The organism is Streptomyces sp. YPW6 (assembly GCF_018866325.1).
Lineage (GTDB): Bacteria > Actinomycetota > Actinomycetes > Streptomycetales > Streptomycetaceae > Streptomyces.
The window spans coordinates 1,300,223-1,320,772 of the sequence record NZ_CP076457.1 but is presented as its reverse complement, the minus strand read 5'-3'; the positions used below and the strand labels follow the sequence as shown (position 1 = coordinate 1,320,772).

At 73.2% G+C, this 20,550-nt stretch carries 13 protein-coding genes and 1 pseudogene; 5 read left to right on the top strand and 9 right to left on the bottom strand.

The window, feature by feature from the left end; translation table 11 throughout:
• The first annotated feature begins 131 nt into the window (after positions 1-131).
• Genes KME66_RS05740 through KME66_RS05730 form a run of 3 tightly spaced genes read left to right on the top strand, consistent with a single transcriptional unit; the run spans position 132 to position 4,323 of the window.
• Positions 132-1,394, top strand: a complete 1,263-nt coding sequence (locus KME66_RS05740) for a glycosyltransferase (RefSeq protein WP_216319702.1) — start codon at positions 132-134, stop codon at positions 1,392-1,394.
• Positions 1,391-3,082, top strand: a complete 1,692-nt coding sequence (locus KME66_RS05735) for a lipopolysaccharide biosynthesis protein (protein ID WP_073220856.1) — start codon at positions 1,391-1,393, stop codon at positions 3,080-3,082. The genes KME66_RS05740 and KME66_RS05735 overlap by 4 nt, the downstream gene beginning before the upstream one ends.
• Positions 3,079-4,323: a hypothetical protein gene (locus KME66_RS05730; RefSeq protein WP_216319699.1), complete on the top strand. Its 1,245-nt coding sequence runs from the start codon at positions 3,079-3,081 to the stop codon at positions 4,321-4,323. Before KME66_RS05735 ends, KME66_RS05730 begins: the two co-directional genes overlap by 4 nt.
• On the opposite strand, the gene KME66_RS05725 is transcribed toward KME66_RS05730, so the two are convergent.
• Entirely contained in the window at positions 4,292-5,821 is a 1,530-nt protein-coding gene (locus tag KME66_RS05725) for a hypothetical protein (RefSeq protein ID WP_216319696.1), read from the bottom strand. The two genes, KME66_RS05730 and KME66_RS05725, sit on opposite strands and share 32 nt — an antisense overlap.
• 108 nt (positions 5,822-5,929) lie before the next feature.
• Between KME66_RS05725 and KME66_RS05720 the strand changes: the two genes are divergently transcribed.
• A complete protein-coding gene (locus KME66_RS05720) occupies positions 5,930-7,093 on the top strand; it encodes a glycosyltransferase (RefSeq protein ID WP_073220864.1) in 1,164 nt (387 codons plus the stop codon).
• A 9-nt stretch (positions 7,094-7,102) separates the two neighbouring features.
• Here KME66_RS05720 and KME66_RS05715 read toward each other — a convergent pair whose 3' ends face one another.
• From KME66_RS05715 to gmd, 4 genes are all read right to left on the bottom strand, one after another.
• Positions 7,103-7,945 (bottom strand): glycosyltransferase family 2 protein, encoded by an 843-nt coding sequence (locus KME66_RS05715; protein WP_216319693.1) that lies wholly within the window; start codon positions 7,943-7,945, stop codon positions 7,103-7,105.
• Positions 7,942-8,673, bottom strand: coding sequence for a hypothetical protein (locus KME66_RS05710; protein WP_216319690.1), 732 nt, complete (start codon positions 8,671-8,673; stop codon positions 7,942-7,944). Before KME66_RS05710 ends, KME66_RS05715 begins: the two co-directional genes overlap by 4 nt.
• A 3-nt stretch (positions 8,674-8,676) precedes the next feature.
• Entirely contained in the window at positions 8,677-10,935 is a 2,259-nt protein-coding gene (locus tag KME66_RS05705) for a LamG-like jellyroll fold domain-containing protein (protein WP_216319687.1), read from the bottom strand.
• A 448-nt stretch (positions 10,936-11,383) separates the two neighbouring features.
• Positions 11,384-12,397 (bottom strand): GDP-mannose 4,6-dehydratase, encoded by a 1,014-nt coding sequence (gmd, locus tag KME66_RS05700; RefSeq protein WP_073221648.1) that lies wholly within the window; start codon positions 12,395-12,397, stop codon positions 11,384-11,386.
• Between the two features lie 114 nt (positions 12,398-12,511).
• Between gmd and KME66_RS05695 the strand changes: the two genes are divergently transcribed.
• The gene (locus tag KME66_RS05695) at positions 12,512-13,495 is read left to right on the top strand and encodes a GDP-L-fucose synthase (protein ID WP_216319685.1); all 984 of its coding nucleotides are present in this window, start codon (positions 12,512-12,514) and stop codon (positions 13,493-13,495) included.
• Positions 13,496-13,573: 78 nt separating this feature from the next.
• On the opposite strand, the pseudogene KME66_RS05690 reads toward KME66_RS05695, so the two are convergent.
• From KME66_RS05690 to KME66_RS05675, 4 genes and pseudogenes are all read right to left on the bottom strand, one after another.
• Positions 13,574-15,149 (bottom strand): annotated as a pseudogene (locus KME66_RS05690) (sugar transferase).
• Between the two features lie 445 nt (positions 15,150-15,594).
• Positions 15,595-18,213, bottom strand: coding sequence for a SpoIIE family protein phosphatase (locus KME66_RS05685; RefSeq protein ID WP_216319682.1), 2,619 nt, complete (start codon positions 18,211-18,213; stop codon positions 15,595-15,597).
• A 96-nt stretch (positions 18,214-18,309) separates the two neighbouring features.
• On the bottom strand, positions 18,310-18,939 hold the full coding sequence (locus tag KME66_RS05680; protein WP_216319678.1) for an alpha-ketoglutarate-dependent dioxygenase AlkB: 630 nt from the start codon (positions 18,937-18,939) through the stop codon (positions 18,310-18,312).
• 80 nt (positions 18,940-19,019) lie between these two features.
• Complete coding sequence (locus tag KME66_RS05675; protein ID WP_216319675.1) at positions 19,020-20,489, bottom strand: aldehyde dehydrogenase family protein; 1,470 nt, start codon at positions 20,487-20,489, stop codon at positions 19,020-19,022.
• Between the last annotated feature and the right edge of the window lie 61 nt (positions 20,490-20,550).

Here is a 20,550-nt window from a genome sequence, read left to right as displayed (position 1 = left end):
TGAACGTGATCCGGTGATGTGCCAACGACCTTACTGTGAAGAACACTTGTGCAGGCCGTGAACGGATAAGCTCGGCGCGGGCTGTTCCTCGCCGGGAACAGCGGCTGCCGTGGGGGGAAGGCGATCGTCCGATGTCCGAAGCTGCAAGGCCCGGCCCGCTCCGGGGCCGCCGACTTCTGCTGGTCTCGACCAACTACGCGCCGGAACTCACCGGCATAGGCCCCTACGCCACCCAACTGGCCGAGCACTGGGCCGCGTCCGGCGCCCGTGTCCGGGCGCTCACCGGCATGCCGCACTACCCCTCCTGGCGACTGGAGGAGAGCTACCGGGGCGTGTGGCGGACGGTGGAGATACGCGGCGGCGTCGGCGTCCACCGCCGCCGCCACTATGTGCCGCCCCGTCAGACTGCTGTGAAACGCGCAGCGTTCGAAGCCAGCATTCTCGCCACCGGGCTGATCGCACCGCCGCCCGGCCGCCCCGACGTCGTGATCTCCCAGATGCCCAGCCTCGCCGGCGGGGTCATCGGGGCCCGCCTCGCCCGGCGCCACCGCGTGCCCTACCTCCCCGTCGTCCAGGACCTGATGGGCGCCGCCGCCGCGCAGAGCGGCATCCGGGGCGGGGGCAGGGCCGCCGCGGCCGCCGCGGCCGCCGAACGGTACGCCCTGCGCGGAGCGGCCCTCGTCGGCGTCATCCACGAGAGCTTCGTCCCCGGGGTCCAGGCCCTCGGCGTCGACCCCGGCCGCATCCGGGTCGTCCCCAACTGGACCCATGTGCAGGGCCCCACCGGAGACCGGGCCGCCACCCGGGCCAGGCTCGGCTGGCCCGACGGCGTCCCGGTGATCCTGCACTCCGGCAACATGGGCCTCAAGCAGGGCCTGGAGGTCCTGGTGGACACCGCCCGCCTCGCCCCCGGCGTCCGCGTCGTCCTGATGGGCGACGGCAACCAGCGCGACGCCCTGCGCGCCCGTGCCGAGGGGCTCGCCAACGTGGAGTTCCTGGAGCCCGCGGGGGCCGACGAGTTCACCGACGTGCTGGCCGCCGCCGACGTGCTCGCGGTGACCCAGCGCGCCTCGGTCCTCGACATGAGCGTCCCCTCCAAGCTCACCTCCTACTTCACCTCCGGCCGCCCCGTGATCGCCTCCGTCGCCGACGAGGGCGGCACCGCCGACGAGGTCCGCCGTTCCGGCGCCGGAGTCCTCGTCGCCCCCGAGGACCCGGCCGCCCTGCGGGACGCCGTACAGAAGCTCGCCGCCGACCCGCCCGCCGCCGACGCCCTCGGGGCCGAGGGGCCGCGGTACGTCGCACGCCGGCTGAGCCGGGAGGCGGGGCTCGCCCGCTTCGACGACCTGCTCGCCGAGGTCCTGCGGGACGGACAGGACAGTGGCCGCCGATGACACCTGCGAACCGGGTCCTGGACGACCACGACGAGCCCGCGCTCCTGCGCGACCAGTTCCGTCAACTCCTGCGCTACCGGGCCCTGCTGGCCGTCGGCGTCGTCGTCGGACTGCTCGGCGGCGCCTACCTCGCCCTCGGCGGCGAGAAGACGTACTCCGCGACCGGCGAGGTCCAGGTCCGCTCCGCCATCGCCGACCCCTTCGCCGCGGGAGCCACCGCGGACAAGGGCATCAACATCGGCTCCGAGCGCCAGACCGCCGCCGGCGACACCGTCGGCACCCTGGCCGCGGGCACCCTGCTCAAGCAGGGCGACGACGTCACCGCCCGCGAACTGCTCGCCGGACTCCAGGTCACCAACCCGCCCAACACCCTCATCCTCCGCTTCGCCTACACCGGCGCCACCCCCGAGCAGTCCCGGGTCCGCGCCGAAGCCCTCGCAGGCGCCTATCTGGCCCACCGCAAGGCGCGCACCGAGGAGAGCATCGAGAACATGGCGGACGGCTACCGCGCCCAGCTGAAGCCGCTGGAGGAGAAGCGCGATCTGCTGGAGAGGCAGATCGGTGCGGGCGCGGCCGACGACGTCACCAGCGCCCGCGCCAACATCATCGTCGCCATCTCGGAGCTGACCCGGAAGATCTCCGAGCTGAAGGCCCTGGACACCACCCCCGGCTACCTCAACAAGAAGCCGGTCGCCCCGACCTCGCCCACCGGCGCGGGCCTGCCCCTGCTGCTCGGCCTCGGCGGTGTCGTCGGCCTGGCACTGGGGCTGCTGCTGTCCTGGGTACGGCTCGTCTTCGACCCCGCCGTACGCTCCGACCGCGAACTGGTCCGCTCGCTGGGCGCGCCGCTGCTGGGCACCCTGCCCCGGGAACGCTCCGCCGGGGGCGGGCTGCTCGCCATCGGCCGCACCGGCTCCCGGCTCGCCGAGGAGTACCGCGCGGTCGCCTTCCGGCTCGCCTACGACCCCGCGTTCGCCGCGAGCCGCCGCCTGCTGGTCACCGCCCCGCGCGGGGACAACGCGGAGGGCGCCGCCGCTGCCGCCAACCTCGCCGCCGCCTTCGCCGAGATGGGCCGGGACGTGCTGCTCGTCGAGGCCGACCTGCGCACCCCGGCCCTCGCCCGCGAGCTGGGCTCCGCCGCCCACGAGTCGCGTTCGCCGCGCTGGGCCGCCGACGAGGGCGACGGCAGCTGGCCCACCGGCACCCGCTCGGGCGTGGACGTCCCCGGCTCCGGGGCCTTCACCCTGATCCCCGGCACCGTCGTGGACAACGTCCCGCGCGCCCTCACCTCCCCGCCCGTCGGCCGCATCGTCGGCGAGGCCGACAGCCCGGGAACGGTCGTCATCGTGCTCGCCCCGCCCGTCCTCGCCTACGCCGACGCGGTCGCCCTCGTCGACCGGGTCACCGGCGTCATGATCGTGTGCGATCCGCGCGAGGTGCACCGCAGCGACCTGGAGCGCATCCGCGAGATCATCAGCGCCTCCGGCGGCTCCGTTCTCGGGGCCCTGCTCCACCCGCCCCGGGGCCGGCTGCGCCGCGCCGACCGCCGCCCGAAGTCCGCCCGCCGCCGCTCCGGAGGCTCCGGACCCACCGCCCCCACCCCCGGGCCGGACACGCCCGAGACCGCCAAAGACCCCACCGAGACCCTCGGCCTGCGCTCCCTGACCCTGCCGGCGTCCCGCCGGTGAGAGCCCGCACCGCCGTCCTCTGCTCGGTCGCGGACCAGGGCGTGGCGGCGCTCACCAACATCCTGGTGCTGGTGGCCGCCGCCCGGCTCTCCACCCTCGCCGACTTCGCCCGCTTCTCCGCGGTCTACCTGGTCTTCACGGTGCTGCTCGGCGTCTCGGGGGCGTACACCGGGCAGCCTCTGGTCCTCCGGCGCGGCGCGGGGGAGGAGACCCGGGGCGCCTGCCGGTCCGCCGTGGCCTTCACGGTGCTCGCCGCCACCGTGCTGGGGGCCGCGACGGCCGTCGTGTGCGCCCTCCTTGCGGGCGACACCGCCCGTGCCCTGCTGATGCTGGGCCTCGTCCTGCCGGTGGTGCTGGGACAGGACGCCGTCCGGTACGCCTTCTCCACCCTTCAGCAGCCCCATCTCGCGCTGTTCTCGGACCTGTTGCGGCTGGGCAGTGTGCTCGGAGCCCTCTCCGTACAGGACTACGGGGCGTCTCCGGCCCGGCTGATCGCCGTCTGGGGCCTGTCCGCCCTGCCCGCGTTCCTGCTCTCCGCCGCGCTGCTCCACCGCGCCACCGCCGGGGCCCCGCTGCGACTGCGCCCGATGCTGCGGCGAGGTCACCTCGGACAGCGCTTCACCGTGGAGTTCGGCGTCGGCAACGCGACCGGCCAGCTGGCCGTGCTCGGACTCGGCGCGGTCGGCAACCCCCTCCTGGTCGGCGCGCTGCGGGGGGCGACCACCCTGTTCGGGCCGCTCAACGTGCTGTTCACCTCCGCCACGTCCTTCGGCCCGCCGATCCTCGGCCGCATCGGCGACGAACGCCGCCGGATCCGGGCCACCGCCGCGCTCGCCGCCGTCCTCGCGGGGACGGCCGCCCTCTGGGCCACCGCGCTCGCCCTGCTGCCCGACACCGCCGGACGCCGTCTCCTGGGCGACACCTGGCCGGTGGCCGCGGCCCTGCTCCCGGCGACCGGCAGCCAGTACGCGGCGATGGCCGTGGGCACCTGCGGTCTGCTCGCCCTGCGCATGCTCGACCCGCGCACCACGCTCGCCATCCAGGTCGTCTTCTCGCTCACCGCCGTGGCGTTCCTCGCGGGCGGCTACGTCGTCGGGGGCGTCCCGGGCGCGGCCTGGGGGCTGTTCCTGGGCTCGCTCGGCAAGGCCACCGCCACCTGGATCAGAGTGGCCCGGCTGCGTCGCCGCCCCCCGGCCCGGGGCAAGGACGTCAGCGCCGACGTCCTGCCCGCCGCTCCCTGAACGTCGCGATCGCGGCCAGACACAGCGCGGCGATGGCCAGCTTCCCCGCGGCCTGCAGGAGCGGACCGCGCAGCAGGATGAAGGTGTAGCCGGCGATCAGCGGCGCGGCGATGGCCAGCACGCTCCCCGGCCCCGGCCCCGCCCGGGTCACGGCCAGGGCGTAGCGGCGGTCGGTGCGGGCCGACACGTAGCCGATCAGCGCCATCCCGCCGGCCGTACCGGCCGCACCGAGGTCGACCCAGAACTCCGTCCACAGCGGGGCCGAGAGGTTGGTCATCCGCAGCCCCATCCACTGCCCGACCCGGACCCCCGTGTCCTCCGGCTTCCCGCTCCACACCGCACGCGGCACGAAGAACAGCGCGGAACCGGCCAGTTGACGGCCGTAGGTGTGGCCCCGGGTGTCGACCCACGAGATGGTGTTGGCGAACATCACCATCTGGTCGTAGTCCTTGGTCACCAGCGGATCGAAGACCGAGGCCGACTGCACGGACCGCTGGCTCCCCTCCTCGTAACGGAACCTGTCCGCGTACGGGAAGAGCACCAGCGCCCCCACCACGCCCGCCGTCAGCACCGTCCGGTAGACCGCGGCGCTGCTGGGGAACGCGGCGAACACGAACGCCACCACCACCGTCAGGAACCAGTAACGGGCGTTGGAGACAGGGTTGTTCACCAGCAGGTTCAGTGCCACCAGCGCCACCCACACCAGCACCGTCGACGGCCGGCGGCGGGCCCGGTGGGAGGTGGCCAGGCGGCGGGTGTAGAAGAGCAGCGCCAGCAGCGCCGGGACCTGTCCGAAGCCCTTGAGGAACGCCGAGCCCACATGGGACCCCTCGGTCACCACCCCGCTCGCCGCGACGGTCTCGTTGATCTCCTGCCGGCTGGCGAAGAAGACCGCGGGTCCGCCCAGCTTCAGCACGTAGAAGGCGCTCGCCGTGAACGCCAGCAGCACCAGCAGCCGCAGCCGCAGCGGATGAGCGACCGCCGGCCCGCTGCCCGCACCCCGCGCGGAGGGCGTACGGCGGCGCAGCGGGCGCCGGGAGGCCAGCAGCGCCCCCAGGTCGTAGGCGGCGCACCCCACCAGCACCATCGCGACGGCCGTGACCAGGTCCTGGCGCGGCCCCACCATCGGCGTCGGCGTCTGCCCGATGACCACCTGGGCGAACGGCGCCACACCCATCGCGATGTACACGAACATCCAGAAGACGCCCTGCAGCAGCCGACGCCGGGTGGAGAGGATCATCGTCGAGAGCCGGGCCCCCGCGTAGCAGGTCAGCACCAGCTGGAGCCAGTACGCGGTGTCCCGGACCCCGCTGCCGGGCTGGGCGGCGATCACCGCGGGCAGGAAGCAGACCAGGCCCAGGATGAGCGGTACGGACAGCGCCCGGGACAGCATCGACCAGGCGATCGGACGCTCCTGGGGGCCATCGGGAACCCCGGGACCCCGGCCGACAGCCGTGGGAGGGTCCTGCGGCTGCGCCGACGTGTGCACCGACGTCATGCGCCCCCCCGGGATCAGTGAACCACTGAACACTCTAACGAATCGGCCCACGTGCGTAAGGCCGATGGCTACGCTGTGAACACGTAGCCACAGTCGAGGGGAACTCTGGTGAAAATCCTGCACGTTGTCACGCTCCACACCCCGGACCACGCCTTCGGCGGTCCGACGCGCGTGGCGTTCAACCTCTCCAAGGTCCAGCGTGCGCACGGCGACGACGCGCGCGTCATGGCGCTCGGTGACGGCTTCCCCGACGGCGAACTGCCCGCCCGGGTGGAGGGGGTTCCGGTCCATCTCTTCCAGGCACGGCACCTCCTGCCGATGTTCGAGGTCAGCGGCATCACCTCCGCCGCTCTGCTGAACACCGCCCGCCGCATGATGCGCGGCGCCGACCTCGTCCACGTCCATCTGATGCGGGACCTCGTGACCCTGCCCGCGGCGCTCCTCGCGCTCGCGACCCGTACGCCCCTGGTCGTCCAGACCCACGGCATGATCGACCCCACCGAGAAGAGGGTCGCCCAGCTCACCGACCTGCTCGGGGTCCGCAGAGTGCTCCGCGAGGCGGACGCCGTGCTGCACCTGACCGAGATGGAGCGGCTCGACGTGAACGCCGTCGCCGCCCCCGTCCCGCTCACCCGTACCGTGCGCCTGGTCAACGGGGTCCGCCCGCAGGAGCGCAAGCCCGCCCGTGAGCCCGGCCGCCCGCCCACCGTGCTGTATCTGGCCCGGATCCAGGAGCGCAAGCGGCCGGAGGACTTCGTCGCCGCGATGCCGCACGTCCTCGCCCGTCACCCGGACGCCCGCTTCGTGCTGGCCGGTCCCGACACCGGCGCCCTGGCCGGTACGCTCGCACTCGCCCGCGAGCTCGGGGTGGCTCAATCCCTGCACCACGTGGGCCCGTTGGAGCACGACGAGGTGCTGGCCGCCGACCGTGAGGCCGACGTGTACGTGCTGCCCGCGATCGAGGAGCCGTTCCCGGTCTCGGTCCTGGAGGCGATGTCGGTCGGCACCCCGGTCGTCATCACCCGCACCTGCGGACAGGCCCCGGACGTGGCGGGCGCGGGGTCGGGCCGGGTCATCGACAGCCGGGTCGGCGAGGACGCGGCGAACGCCCGCAAGGTCGCCGACGCGATCCTGGAGCTGCTGGAGCCGGAGGCGGCCGAGCAGGCGGGCAAGGCCGCCTGGGAGCTGGTGAACGAGCAGTTCACCATCGAGGCCGTCACCGCCACCCTCCGGCGGACCTACGAGGACGTGGTCCGCCGGAGGCGAGGGTGAGCGGGCGGCTCATCGACGGGCGGGCTTCTCCCGCGACTTGAGCGCGATCTGCCAGCGGTAGAAGCTCATCGCCAGGGCGAAGTCGAAGCCCGCACGGCCGTCCAGGAATCCCCGCTTGTAGAGATACATGTAGGCGAACGAGACCACCGGTTTGAACGGCGCCTTGTGGAACAACTGCCCCTGGCGCGACTTGACCTGGCGCACCTGCTCCTTCACCTGGGGGTGGTGCTCCAGCCAGGCCTCCCAGTCCGAGTAGCGGTTGTGCCGCTCGAACCAGGCGGTCACCGGGTCGAGGTCCTGGTGCTCGATGGGGTGGGTGAGGGTGCCCGCGCTCGCCGCGACCGGCTGGTAGTGGCCCTCCACCTCACCGATCCCCGGCGCGTCCAGGTCCCCGACCTCCGGGTAGTGGCAGCGGGTCCGGTCGGTCAACGACCGCTTGCGGATGGTGTATCCGTGCCGCAGCCGCTTCCCGGAGAACCAGTAGCCGAGCGGTATGTCGTACGCGGCGGGCTTCGGCGCGTCCGGGTTCCGGAAGGCGGCGCGCAGCTCGGCCAGCAGCCCGGGGCTGAGCCGCTCGTCGCCGTCGAGCAGCAGGATCCAGTCCAGGTCGGTGCGGACGTTCTCCAGGCACCACTGCTTCTTGCGCGGGTGGCCGCCGTCCCAGGTGTAGGTGACCACCTCGGCCCCGCACTCCTCGGCGATCTTCACGGTGTCGTCGGTGCTGTGGGAGTCCACCACGACGACCGCCTCGAAGTGGCCGAGCACCGATCTCACCGCCTCCGCGATGTTGAGCCCTTCGTTCTTCGTGGGGATCGCCACGGCTATCGGGAGTTTCTGCGTACCTGCGGTCATCCCTCGCCTCCTTCGGGCAGCCAGGCGTAGCAGCCTGTGGACGTGAACGTAACTGCGGAATCGGGGATGGTGATCTTCCGGGACTTCCCGGTGCCGGAGGCGCCGGAGGCCAGCTCCTTGCCGCCCGCCCCTTCGATCCGCCAGGAGCAGTCCGTGGTGGGCGAGGCCGAGCGGTACCCGCCCGGCCGGAGCTTCTTCCCGGAGTGCTTGCCGTCCGGGTAGCCGTACGCCGCCTCGTCGACCAGGTCCTGGTGCTGCGTGCAGAGCCCGGCCACGGCGTCCTTCGCGTCGGGGATCTCGCCCGTCACGATCGCGCCGACCGCGGTGTCCCGGTCGGCCTTGACGAGGTAGCGCAGCTTGTCGCAGGTCTCCTGGCCGGTCTGGAGCACCGCCGCCGGGTCCATCCCCTTCGGCACCCGGTCCTTCAGGTACTCCTTCTGCTTCCTGGTGAACGTCCCCGTGGCCGGGGTGATCTCGTCGGCGGGCGTCTTCGGGCCCTCGGCCGTGGCGGCCGGAGCGGACCCCCCGGAGGCCTCCGGCTCCTCGGAGGGCGGTGTGGCGGGGTCGGTGGCCGCGGTGGTGGACGGGCCGGGGGCGGCGGGCCCGGAGGCCGCGGGGCGCTGGGCGCCCGCGGCCTCCGGGTCGTTCCCGTCCGCGGACGAGCCGCAGGCGGCCAGCGCCGCCGCCGTCAGGACGACGGCGGCGCAGGCCAGGAACGTGTTTCTCATCGCTCAGCCGTTCCTCAGGGCGTAGTGCGCGCTGATCGTGGACCCGCTCAGCGCGGTCGGGTAGATGGCCGTCTCGTCGATCTGCCCTTCGAAGAAGTTGCTGGTGGGGCGGCTCGGCCAGCCGGACAGGTTGTCCCCGCCGACCCGCCAGTATCCGTCGTAGTCCTGGTTGCCGGAGACCAGGATGTTCGAGGCGCGCAGCTGACCGTCGACGTACAGCGACATGCCCTGCCCGAACGGGCCCTGGGTGGCGACGACATGGTGCCACTGGCCGTCGTTGTACGCCCCCGAGGTGGTGATGGTGCGGGTGCCGCCGCTCTGGACGCCGAACACCAGCCGCCCGTCGTTGCGCATGTAGATGTGCTTGTCGCGCCGGCTGCTGTTCTGCTGGGTCAGATTGCCGAAGCCGATGATCCGCCCGCCCCTGGAGGTGGTGGTCTTGATCCAGGTCTCGATGGTGTACCGGTCCGGCTGCGGGTGCCGGCGGTTGCTGTAGATGTACTCGTTGGAGCCGTTGAGGCCGATCGCGGTCGAGGGGCCGGCCACCGCCGCCGGGGTCTGCCGGTAGGCGGGCCCGTTGCGCATGAAGCCGTTGTCGAGGTTGCCGCTGCTGTCGTGCGCGAAGGTGGAGACGCCCTCGTCGTAGCGCCAGTAGAGGCTCGCCCCGTCGGCCCTGACCCGGGCCGGGTAGGCCTCCGTCGTGCTCGCCACGGTGGCGGACTGGGACGGGGACTTGGAGCTGGTGTTGGTGCCGTCGCTCGCGGTGATCCGGTACGAGTGGGTCTCGCCCGGGGCTACGTCGGTGTCCGTCCAGGTCAGCTGCGGACGGTCCCAGAAGACCGAGTAGCCGGTCGTCGTGTGGATGGGGGTGTTCGAGCCGTCCTTGTAGATCCGGTAGGTCAGCTCACCGTCGTCGGTGTCGAAGCTCGTCTGCCAGTTCACGTCGATCTGGCCGGGGGTGAGGGTGGAGAGGCTGACGTTGGGCACCCAGGGAGTCCCCGTGTCCGGACCGTCCGCGAACCGGGTCAGCCCCTGCTGGGGTCGGGAGTTGACGGTGGTGAACTCGCCGCCCACCCACAGGTAGTCATGCCCGCCGCTGCCCGTCCGGGTCATCACGCGCGGCCCGACCGGCTCCCCGATCCCGTCGTTGGTGTCCGGGAACCAGGGCAGCAGCTTCGGGTCGTCGACCGACTGGGCCAGCAGATGCTTGCGCGGCTGGTCGGGGAAGGCGCCCATGCTGGAGCAGTCGTGGGCGTGGCTGCCGCTGTACAGCACCCCGGAGTGCACCAGCACGGCCTGGGTCGCGCCGAGGCAGGTGTCCCGCCAGCGCTGCTCGAAGTCGCTGAGGTCGAGCGCGATGCGGCCGTCGAACACGCCGCCGCCGGTCCCCTCGTTGGCGGTGTAGAAGCCGGTCGCGTCGGTGGTGATGTCCTGGACCGTGGAGTTGTTGTGGATGAACCCCGAGTAGGACTTGGTGAGCTGGCCGGTGGTGGCGTCGACGACGGCGAGGGCGTGGGTGTTCGTGCCGTTGATCCGGAAGAAGTCCCCGCCGAGCAGTACGTTCTGTCCGTCCGGGGTCACCTCGACGGCCCGTGCGACCTCGTCGGCGTCGGCCGTGAAGGGCAGGAGTGAGGCGTCCGTCGTGACGGCGGCGAAGTGGCTCCTGGTCTGGCCGCCGACCGTGGTGAAGTCGCCCGCGAGGTAGACCGTGTCGTCGGTGGCGGCGAGCCCCCGCACGGTCGCCGAGACCCCGATCTTGAAGGTGTTGCTGACGGTGCAGCTCGCGGTGTCGATCGCCGCGAAGTTGCTCACGCCCTCACCGTTCACCGCGCCGAACCGGCCGCCCGCGTACAGCGTCTCGCCGTCCGGGGAGAGGGCGAGGGCCCGCACGGTCGCGGTCCCCGAGGAGACGGTGAAGGACAGCGAGCAGTCGGTGGGCGCCCCGGTCGCCGCGTCGAACGCGGCGAAGTTCACCGCGGACTGTTCGCTCGTGCCGGGGGCCGCGCTCGGGGGCCGCAGGGTGGAGAAGGTGCCGCCCGCGTAGACGACGCCGTCGCCGGCGGCCATCGACCAGACGATGCCGTTGGTCTGCCAGGTGGAGAGGTCGTCCGCGGTGATGGCGACCGGTGGTGTCAGCGCCGTCGCCCCCGAGGCCCCGACCGTGGTCGCGGTCAGGGCTCCGGCCAGCAGGCCGAGAGCGGCGGACACGGCCCGCACACGGCCGCGCCCTCCGCTTCCGCGCCCCGTACTTCCGTTCATCATTCAGCTCCGAAGGTGAGATTCGCGCTGCGGCCCGAGGACCGCGGATCCTGCCTCGCCCGGCCGACGGTGCGTCCCGTCGATGGCCGGTGCGAGTGGGGAGGCGGGGCCGGAGCCCCGCCCGTGGCCGGCGCCCAGAGCCCCACCGAGCGGTCGGTGGGGATCGGCGGTGGCGCCGGTGATCATCCCGGGCCCGGGCGCGACGAGCGCCGGCCGGGAGTCAGGGGTGGCCGCCGGCCCGGTGCGGGCGACGGCGGCCGCACGGTGCGGCCGGCCCGGTAAGGGACGGCGAACCGGGGCGGACCGGACCGGCCCGGCCACCGGGAGCGGCGTCCGTCCAGGTGAGGCGTGCGACCCGCCCCGCCCGGACGCCGGGCGGGCCGCCTCGCCGGTCCGGACGCACGGCGGCCCTGCGCCGCCGCCGGACCACGGGCGCGGCGGCCCCGCGCCGTCACCGGTCCACCCGGACGGCGGCTCCGGACAGCTGGTCGGCGAGGCGGCGGATGTCGGCGTCGACCATGATCCGGGCCAGCTCCCGGGACTTCACCTCGGGCTTCCAGCCCAGCAGCTCCTCGGCCTTCGAGGCGTCACCGATCAACGCGTCGACCTCGCTGGGGCGTTCGTACTTCGGGTCGTAGCGCACGTGCTCGCGCCAGTCGAGGCCCGCGTGCTCGAAGGCGTACTCCAGGAACTCCCGGACGCTGACGCCCTCGCCGGTGGCGATCACGAAGTCGTCGGGGGTGTCGCACTGGAGCATCCGCCACATGGCGTCGACGTACTCCGGCGCGTACCCCCAGTCGCGCACCGCGTCCAGATTGCCCAGGTGCAGCCGGTCCTGGAGCCCCGCCTTGATCCGGGCGACGCCCCGGGTGATCTTCCGGGTCACGAAGGTCTCTCCCCGGCGCGGCGACTCGTGGTTGAACAGGATCCCGTTCACCGCGAACATGTCGTACGCCTCGCGGTAGTTGACCGTGGCCCAGTAGGAGTAGACCTTCGCCACGCTGTACGGGCTGCGCGGGTGGAACGGGGTCTTCTCGTTCTGCGGGGGAGGGCTGGCGCCGAACATCTCGGAGGACGACGCCTGGTAGATCCGGGTCTGGATCCCACTGGCCCGGACCGCCTCCAGCAGGCGGATGGTGCCGAGCCCGGTGACGTCACCGGTGTACAGCGGGGCGTCGAAGGACACCCGCACATGCGACTGCGCGCCCAGGTTGTAGACCTCGTCGGGCTGGATGTCGCGCAGCAGGTTCACCAGCGCCACCCCGTCGGCCAGGTCCGCGTGATGCAGGACGAAGGAGCGCTCCGGCTCCTCGGGACCCTGGTATATGTGGTCGATCCGCTCGGTGTTGAAGCTTGAGGAACGGCGTATGAGCCCGTGCACCGTGTATCCCTTGTCGAGCAACAACTCGGCCAGATACGAACCGTCCTGGCCGGTCACTCCGGTGATGAGCGCGGTCTTCGCCACGATTCCCCCTTCTCTGCTGATCGCCTCGGCGGCGATGTTCACCGATATTCCGGAATTGGAGCGTTCTGCGGCAAAGCATCACCGCAGTCCCTTTCTGCTGGCACAATCCGAGCCATGACGACCGAACTCCCCGTCCCGTCCCAGGAATCCGCCCGTTCCCTACTGCGGCCCGGCTCCCGCATATTCGTCGCGGGACACCGCGGCCTGGTCGGCTCGGCGGTGGCCCGCCGCCTCGCCGACGACGGCCACGAGGTGCTCACCCGCGGCCGCGACCTCCTCGACCTGCGCGACGCCGCGCGGACCGAGACGTATCTGAAGGAGGTCCGCCCGGACGCCGTGGTGCTGGCCGCCGCCAAGGTGGGCGGGATCATGGCCAACAGCACGTATCCGGTGCAGTTCCTGGAGGACAACCTCCGCATCCAGCTCAGCGTGATCGCCGGGGCGCACGCGGCCGGGATCCAGCGGCTGCTCTTCCTCGGCTCGTCGTGCATCTACCCCCGGCTCGCGCCCCAGCCGATCCGCGAGGAGTCGCTGCTCACCGGAGAGCTGGAGCCCACCAACGAGGCCTACGCCCTCGCCAAGATCGCGGGAATCGTCCAGACCCAGTCCTACCGGCGGCAGTACGGCGCCTCCTACATCAGTGCCATGCCCACCAATCTCTACGGCGCCGGCGACAACTTCGACCTGGAGACCTCGCACGTCCTGCCCGCGCTGATCCGCCGCTTCCACGAGGCGCGCCGGGACGGGGCCCCCGAGATCACCCTGTGGGGATCCGGCTCGCCGCGCCGCGAGTTCCTCCACGTCGACGACCTCGCCGCCGCCTGCGTGACCCTGCTGGAGGCCTACGACGGAGACGAACCCGTCAACATCGGCTGCGGCGAGGACCTCACCATCCGTGAACTGGCTGAGACCGTAGCGGAGGTGACGGAGTATCAAGGACGCATCGCCTGGGACACCTCGAAGCCCGACGGGACCCCCCGCAAGCTGCTCGACGTGACCCGCCTGAGCGCCCTCGGCTTCACACCGAAGATTCCGCTGCGCGACGGCATCGCCCGCACCTACGCCTGGTGGCTCGGGCAACTCCCGCCCGGACAGTGACCGTCGGCCGCCGCCGGGGGAGCTCTCCCGGCGGCGCACCGGGCGTGCCGCTGAGTCCATCGGCCCGCCCGCCGCCATTCAGTACGCCCCGCGGCCGTCGGTGACGGCGCGCACGGTGCGGGCGAGGAGTCCCATGTCGGCGGCGACCGACCAGTTGTCCACGTACCAGAGATCCAGCGAGACCGTCTCCTGCCAGCTGAGGTCGGAACGCCCGCTCACCTGCCACAGGCCCGTGAGCCCCGGCTTCACCGCGAGCCTCCGGTGCTCCCGCTCGTCGTAACGGGACGCCTCCTCCGGCAACGGCGGACGCGGCCCCACCAACGACATATGCCCCAGCAACACATTGACCAGCTGGGGGAGTTCGTCGATCGACGTACGCCGCAGCATCCGGCCGACGGGGGTTACCCGCGGGTCGCTGCGCATCTTGAACAACGGTCCGTCGACCTCGTTGACCACGGCGAGCTGTGGCTTGAGCTGCTCCGCGTCGGCCACCATCGTGCGGAACTTCCACATGGTGAACGGCCGGTTGTGCTGCCCCTGCCGCACCTGCCGGTGGAAGACCGGCCCCCGCGAGGACAGCCGGACGCTCAGCGCCACCGCCAGCAGCAGCGGTGCCAGGGCCAGCAGCCCGAACAGGGCGCCCGTACGGTCCAGCACGTTCTTGGCCACCGCCTGCGGCCCCCCGCGCAGCGGTGGTGCGACATGCAGCAGGGTGAGCCCGGCCGCGGTGGCGGGACGCACCCGCTCGGCCGCCACGCCGGACAGCTCGGAGAGCACGGACAGCGCGACGCCCCGGTCGTGCAGCCCCCAGCCGAGCCGGCGCAGCCGGTCGCCGGTCAACTGGGGCCCGGGAGCCACCAGCACCAGGTCCGCCGCATGGGAGCGGACCCCGCCGAGCACCGTCGGCACGTCGTCGTCGGCCGGGCAGGACGCGAGGTGCCCCGGCACCTGCACCCCGTCGAGATCCAGCCGGGCGGCGCCCACCGGGATGGCGGCGACCAGGGTGTAGTCGTGATCCGTACGGGAGGTGAGCAGCCCGGCCGCCCGGTCCACGCCCGCCGCCTCACCGACCAGCAGCACCCGCCGGTTCCGGTCCGCCCGCCGGGCGGAACGCGGCCAGCGCCGCAGCCCCGCCACCGCGGCGGCTACCAGCAGGCCCGGCGCGACGGCCACGACGGCCGTGGCGGGTCCACCGGGCTGCCCGCCGCCGTGTGCAGCACGGCCAGCAGGCCGATGAGCACGAGCCAGTCGCCGACCGCCCCGAGCGCGCCGACCGCCCCGCGTGCGTCGTTCGCACCGCCGGGCTCGCCGCGCAGCCCGTCGGTGTACCGTCCCCGGGCGCCGCGCAGTCCGGCCCACAGCAGCCCCGCGACCGCGGCGGCCGCCGCCGGGCGGGGCTGGTCCCCGCACGCAGCAGCAGCCAGGCCGGACCGGTCAGGCCCAGCAGGTCGGTCAGGGCCGCGAGGACGGCGCCGCCGGCGGCCTTCCGCCGGACCGGCACCGGGCCGGCCGGGTCGCGCTGAGCGGTCGGGGCCCTCCAGAGTTGTTCCAGGGCCGCTGTGCGGTTCCGGGAGGCGGCGGTGCGAGGGCGCGGTGCGCCCCGGAGCCCCACCGGTCCGGATAGGTCGGTATCAGGTATCTCGACATGCCCCATGAGCCCCCCAGCTACAGTTGCACCCCCACAAACGGGACGCATCCGCCGATCCCATGGACAGACGGATGCGCCTTCGCCCGGTGCACGATATCCACACACGTGGCATTTCGCTGGAGTTCTCGTGAAGTTCAGACGGTCGGCCCGGACGCCTCCGGTCGGCTGGAACTGTCCGATGTCGCTTGGCAGTCAAGGATACTGACGGGGCGACAGCTGAGTAAGCGCTTGTGCCCGGCGGTGCCGGGGGAGTGGTTCGCCGCGGGGCCGGCCCGGCCGCTCTCCGGCCTTCGGCACGTCCGGCCAGGGAGTTCGCCCGCCTCCCGTGCGGCCTCGCGGGTGAGCGGGGCCGCTGCGACGCCTGCGGTGCGCCCTCCGGGCGCCCCCTGGCTGGCGGGTGGACCCGCCACCCGGGCGTCAACACGTCTTGTTGCCGGGAGAGTTACCGACATCACAGTGGTCCGGGCGGCTGCCCGGCCGGCTCGTCCGGCGGCAGCGCCTGCTCGGTCCAGATCGTCTTCCCGGTCGGGGTGTACCGGGTGCCCCACCGCTGGACGAGCTGGGCCACGATGAACAGGCCGCGCCCGCCCTCGTCGTCCTCCGCGCTGTGCCGCAGGTGGGGGGAGGTGTGCCCGGTGTCCGCGACCTCGCACACCAGGGTCCGGTCCCGGATGAGTCGCAGCCCCAGCGGACCGCCCGCGTACCGGACCGCGTTGGTGACCAGTTCGCTGACGACGAGCTGGGTCGTGAACACCAGCTCCTCCAGCCCCCAGGCTTCCAGTTGCCCGGTGGCCAGCTCACGGGCGCGGCCCACCGACACCGGCTCCGCGCTCAGCTCCCAGTCGGCGACCCGCTCGGGGTCGAGCTCACGGGTGCGGACCAGGAGCAGGGCCGTGTCGTCGGCGCTCGTGCCGTCGGGAACCAGCTCGGCCACCGCCCGGTCGCACAGCTCCTCCAGCGACGCGGACCGGTCGCCGAGCACCCGGCCCAGCAGGTCGAGGCCGTGGCCGATGTCGTGGTCCCGGGCCTCCACCAGGCCGTCGGTGAACAGGGCCAGCAGGCTGCCCACCGGCAGCTCGAACTCCATCGACTCGAACGGCAGGCCGCCGAGGCCCAGCGGCGGGCCGGCGGGCAGGTCCGGGAACGACACCCGGCCCCCGGGGTCGACGATCGCCGGTGGCAGATGACCGGCCCGGGCCATGACGCAACGCCGGGAGACCGGGTCGTAGACCGCGTACAGGCAGGTCGCCCCGGTGGTCACGTCATACGTCTCGACGGCCCCGTCGTACGCGTCCGGCGGCTCCTCCGCGGGCTGCCCCACGAGGTCGTCCAGCCGGGTCAGCAGTTCGTCGGGGGCCATGTCGAGCTGTGCGAAGGCCCGTACGGAGGTGCGGAGCCGTCCCATGGTGGCGGCCGCCTGGAGGCCGTGCCCGACGACGTCCCCCACGACGAGGCCGACCCGGGTCCCGGACAGCGGGATCACGTCGAACCAGTCCCCGCCGACGCCGGTCACGTCGTCGGCGGGCAGATAGCGGTGGGCGGTCCGGATCGCGGACCGGGGCGGCAGGTGGTGGGGCAGCAGCTGCCGCTGGAGGGCGAGGGACGCGGTGCGCTCGCGGGTGTAGCGGCGCGCGTTGTCGATGCTGACCGCGGCCCGGGCCGCCAGCTCGTCGGCCAGGGCGACCTCGCCGTTGTCGAACGTGGTCGCCCGGTCGGGGGCGAGTGGCCGGCCCGCGGCGTCCGGGCCCGTGCCGCGGTCGAAGGTGACGAGCCCGAGCATGCCGCCCCCGGCCCGCAGCGGCACGACCAGGGTGCCCTCGTCGAGCACGAGCCCGCCGGAGGACAGGCTGCGGTGCTGAGGGCATCCGGGCGGGTAGACGACCGGCGGATACGGCTGCGGGGCGTCGCCGGTGTCGGCGGCGCGCGGTCCGCCCTCCGGCCCTCCGGGGCCCGGCGGGACGGCATCGGGGTCCCCCGGTTCCGGCGGATTGACGTCCGGGGTCCCAGGATCCGGGAGGGCCGGGTCCGGGGTGGCGACGCCCGGTTCCGAGCGGTCCGCGACCCGGAGCAGCGCCATGTCCGCCGCGCTGCCCACCGCCGCCGTCTCCCCGGTCACGGCGGCCCGCGTGACGTCGACCCGTACGGTCGCGGCGAAGTCCGGCACGGCCACCTCGGCGATCTCCTCGGCGGTGGTGGCCACGTCCAGGGCGGTGCCGATCCTGCGGCCGGCCTCGACGAGGAGGGTCAGCCGCTCCTGGACCCGGTAGCGGTCGGTGATGTCGAAGGCGTCCTCGCACACGCCGAACACGTGCCCGTGGGCGTCCTCCAGCCGGTAGTAGGCGCAGGACCACAGGTGGTCCCTGCCCGGGTCGCTGGGCGGCTGCCCCCGGAAGTTCAGGTCGAGGACCGGCTCGCCGGTGTCGATCACCTGGTGCATCACGCCGTCGAGGGTCGGCGGATAGCCCGGGGAGATGAAGGAGCCGCTGGAGTACAGCTCGTCGGCCCGCATCCCGCGGAACGCGGCCAGCGGTTGTCCGATCTCCCGCTCGTAGGCGGTGTTGCACCAGGTCAGCCGCAGATCGGTGTCGTAGATCGCCAGCCCGACGGGTGACTGGGTGGCCAGCCCCTGGAGCAGGGCGAGCCGTGACTCCCAGTGCCGCAGTTCCCCCGTTTCGGCCGCCACCAGGATCCGGTCCGGTACTCCGGGGCCCCGCTCCGCCGCCCCGCCCGGCAGGGGGCACGTCGCCGTCGCCACCAGCAGCTCCCGGCCGTCCCGGGCGTGGGCCACGTGGATCTCGTTGCCGACGAGGGACGGCGGGCCGATGCCGGTGACGGCCGTCGCGGCTTCCTCGGCCGTCGCGGCCGGGGGAGTGCCGCCGACCGGGTGCACCGAGAGGAACGCGCTGAGCGGCCGGCCCAGGGCCTCTGCGGGCCCGTAGCCGAGGAGCTCGGCCGCCGCGGGACTCCAGCCGATGACGGTGCTCTCGGCGTCCAGAACCACCGTGGCGGCCCTGGTGACGTCCAGGGGCCCACGGAAATCGGCGCTGTCCGCCGTGCTCGCCGCGCTCACGGCGCGGCCCCGGCCCGGTTCATTACTCTCAGAATCCGCCCTGCCCGGGACCCGCACAACCGCGGTGCCCCGCGGCGGTGCCCCGCGGAGCCGGGGTCAGCGCACCCCGTCGGGCCGGAACTGCACGCTCACGCGCGGCCCGACGGCCCGTGCGGTCTTCGGGATCGCGTGCTCCCAGGTGCGCTGGCAACTGCCGCCCATCACGATCAGATCCCCATGGCCGAGCTGCCTGCGGACGGGGGCGGGGCCGGGGCGGCGCGGCCGCAGCGCCAAGTGCCGGGGCGCTCCCAGCGAGAGGATCGCGACCAGGGTGTCCTCGCGGCTTCCCCGTCCGAGGGTGTCCCCGTGCCAGGCGACCCCGTCCCGTCCGTCGCGGTAGAAGCAGAGCCCCGCCGTGGTGAACGGTTCGCCCAGCTCGGCCGCGTAGTGCTCGCCGAGCTCGCTGCGGGCGGCCTCCAGGGCCGGATGGGGCAGGGGGTCGTGTCGGCCGAAGAACGCCAGCAGCCGGGGGACCGCCACGACCCGCTCGTACATCACACGCCGCTCCGCCCGCCAGGCCACGTCGCGCACCAGCGTCTCGAACAGCGTGTCCGCTCCCCGGAGCCACTGCGGCAGGACGTCGATCCACGCCCCGTGGCCGAGATCGGTTCGCCGCACTCCGCTCAGGGGACGGGTACCGACCTCGGCCTCCTGGTCGAAAAGCGAGCTTTGCAGGTGTACGGCCATGGGGGAGAGCGTAACGCTATTCGAGCAGGTGTGCGAATAACGTTACGGAGACGGAGAGGGAGAGGGGGCCGAGCTTCACCTCACTCGAACCACCGCTGAGGGGTCGCCGCGGCATTGCGCCAGATGTGCTTGGCCTCCTGGTACTCGGCGAGCCCCGCGGGGCCCAACTCGCGGCCGAATCCGGACTGCTTCATGCCGCCCCACTCCGCCTGCGGTACGTAGGGATGGAAGTCGTTGATCCACACCGTGCCCACCCGCAGCCGCGACGCCACCCGGTGGGCCCGCCCGCCGTCCCGCGTCCAGACCGCGCCCGCCAGCCCGTACACGGTGTCGTTGGCCAGCCGGACCGCGTCGTCCTCGTCCCGGAAGCGCTCGACGGTGAGCACCGGTCCGAACGACTCGTCCCGCACCACGGACATCGAGGTGGCGCACTCGTCCAGCACGGTGGGCGGATAGTAGAAGCCGTCCGCCAGCGCCGGGTCGTCGGGCCGCGCCCCGCCGCAGCGCAGGACCGCACCCTCGGCGATGCCCTCCGCCACGTACGCCTCGACCTTGTCGCGGTGCGCGGCGGAGATCAGCGGCCCGCTGCGGGCGTCCTCGTCGAACGGCCCGCCGAGCTTGATCCGGCCCGCCCGTGCCACCAGCTCGTCCACGAACCGGTCGTGCAGCTCGTCCTGCACGAGGAGCCGCGCTCCGGCGGAGCAGACCTGCCCCGAGTGCAGGAACACCGCCATCAGCGCGTAGTCGACGGCGGTGTCGAAGTCGGCGTCGGCGAAGACGATGTTGGGATTCTTGCCGCCCAGTTCCAGGGCGACCTTCTTCACGGTGGGCGCGGCGGCCGCCATGATGCGCCGCCCGGTCACGAGCCCCCCGGTGAACGACACGAGATCGACCCGGGGGTCCTCGGTCAGCGGCGCCCCCACCACATCTCCCGCCCCGAGGAGCAGGTTGGCGACCCCGTCCGGCAGCCCGGCCTCGGCCAGCAGCCGCATGAGCAGGACGGCGGTGTGCGGGGTCAGCTCGCTCGGTTTGAGGACGAAGGTGTTGCCGGCCCCCAGCGCCGGGGCGACCTTCCAGGCGGTCTGGAGCAGTGGGTAGTTCCACGGCGTGATGAGCGCGCACACCCCGACGGGTTCGTGCACGATCCGGCTGTCGACGTCCGCGAGCCCGGTGTCGACGACCCGCCCCGCGTCCCCGGACGCGACGAGGCTGCCGAAGTACCGGAAGCAGTTGGCGATGTCGTCCATGTCGTAGGCGCTCTCGACGAGCCGCTTGCCCGTGTCCAGCGACTCGGCCCGTGCGAAGACGTCCTTGTCCCGTTCCAGCAGCTCCGCCACCCGCAGCAGGAGCCGCCCCCGCTCGGCGGCGGGCGTCCCCGGCCAGGGCCCGCGGTCGAAGGCGGACCGGGCGGCGGCGACTGCGGCCTCGGCGTCCCGCGGCCCGCCCTCGTCCACGGTGGCGACCAGCGTGCCGTCGGCCGGGCAGCGGATCTCCCGCTGCTGCCCCTCGGCGGCAGCCGTCCACTGGCCATCGATGAACAGCTCCGGCATGGGCTCCTCCTGTACGGGGCCGGGACGGGCGCCCCGCCGGGCGCGGGTCACGGCGCCGGCC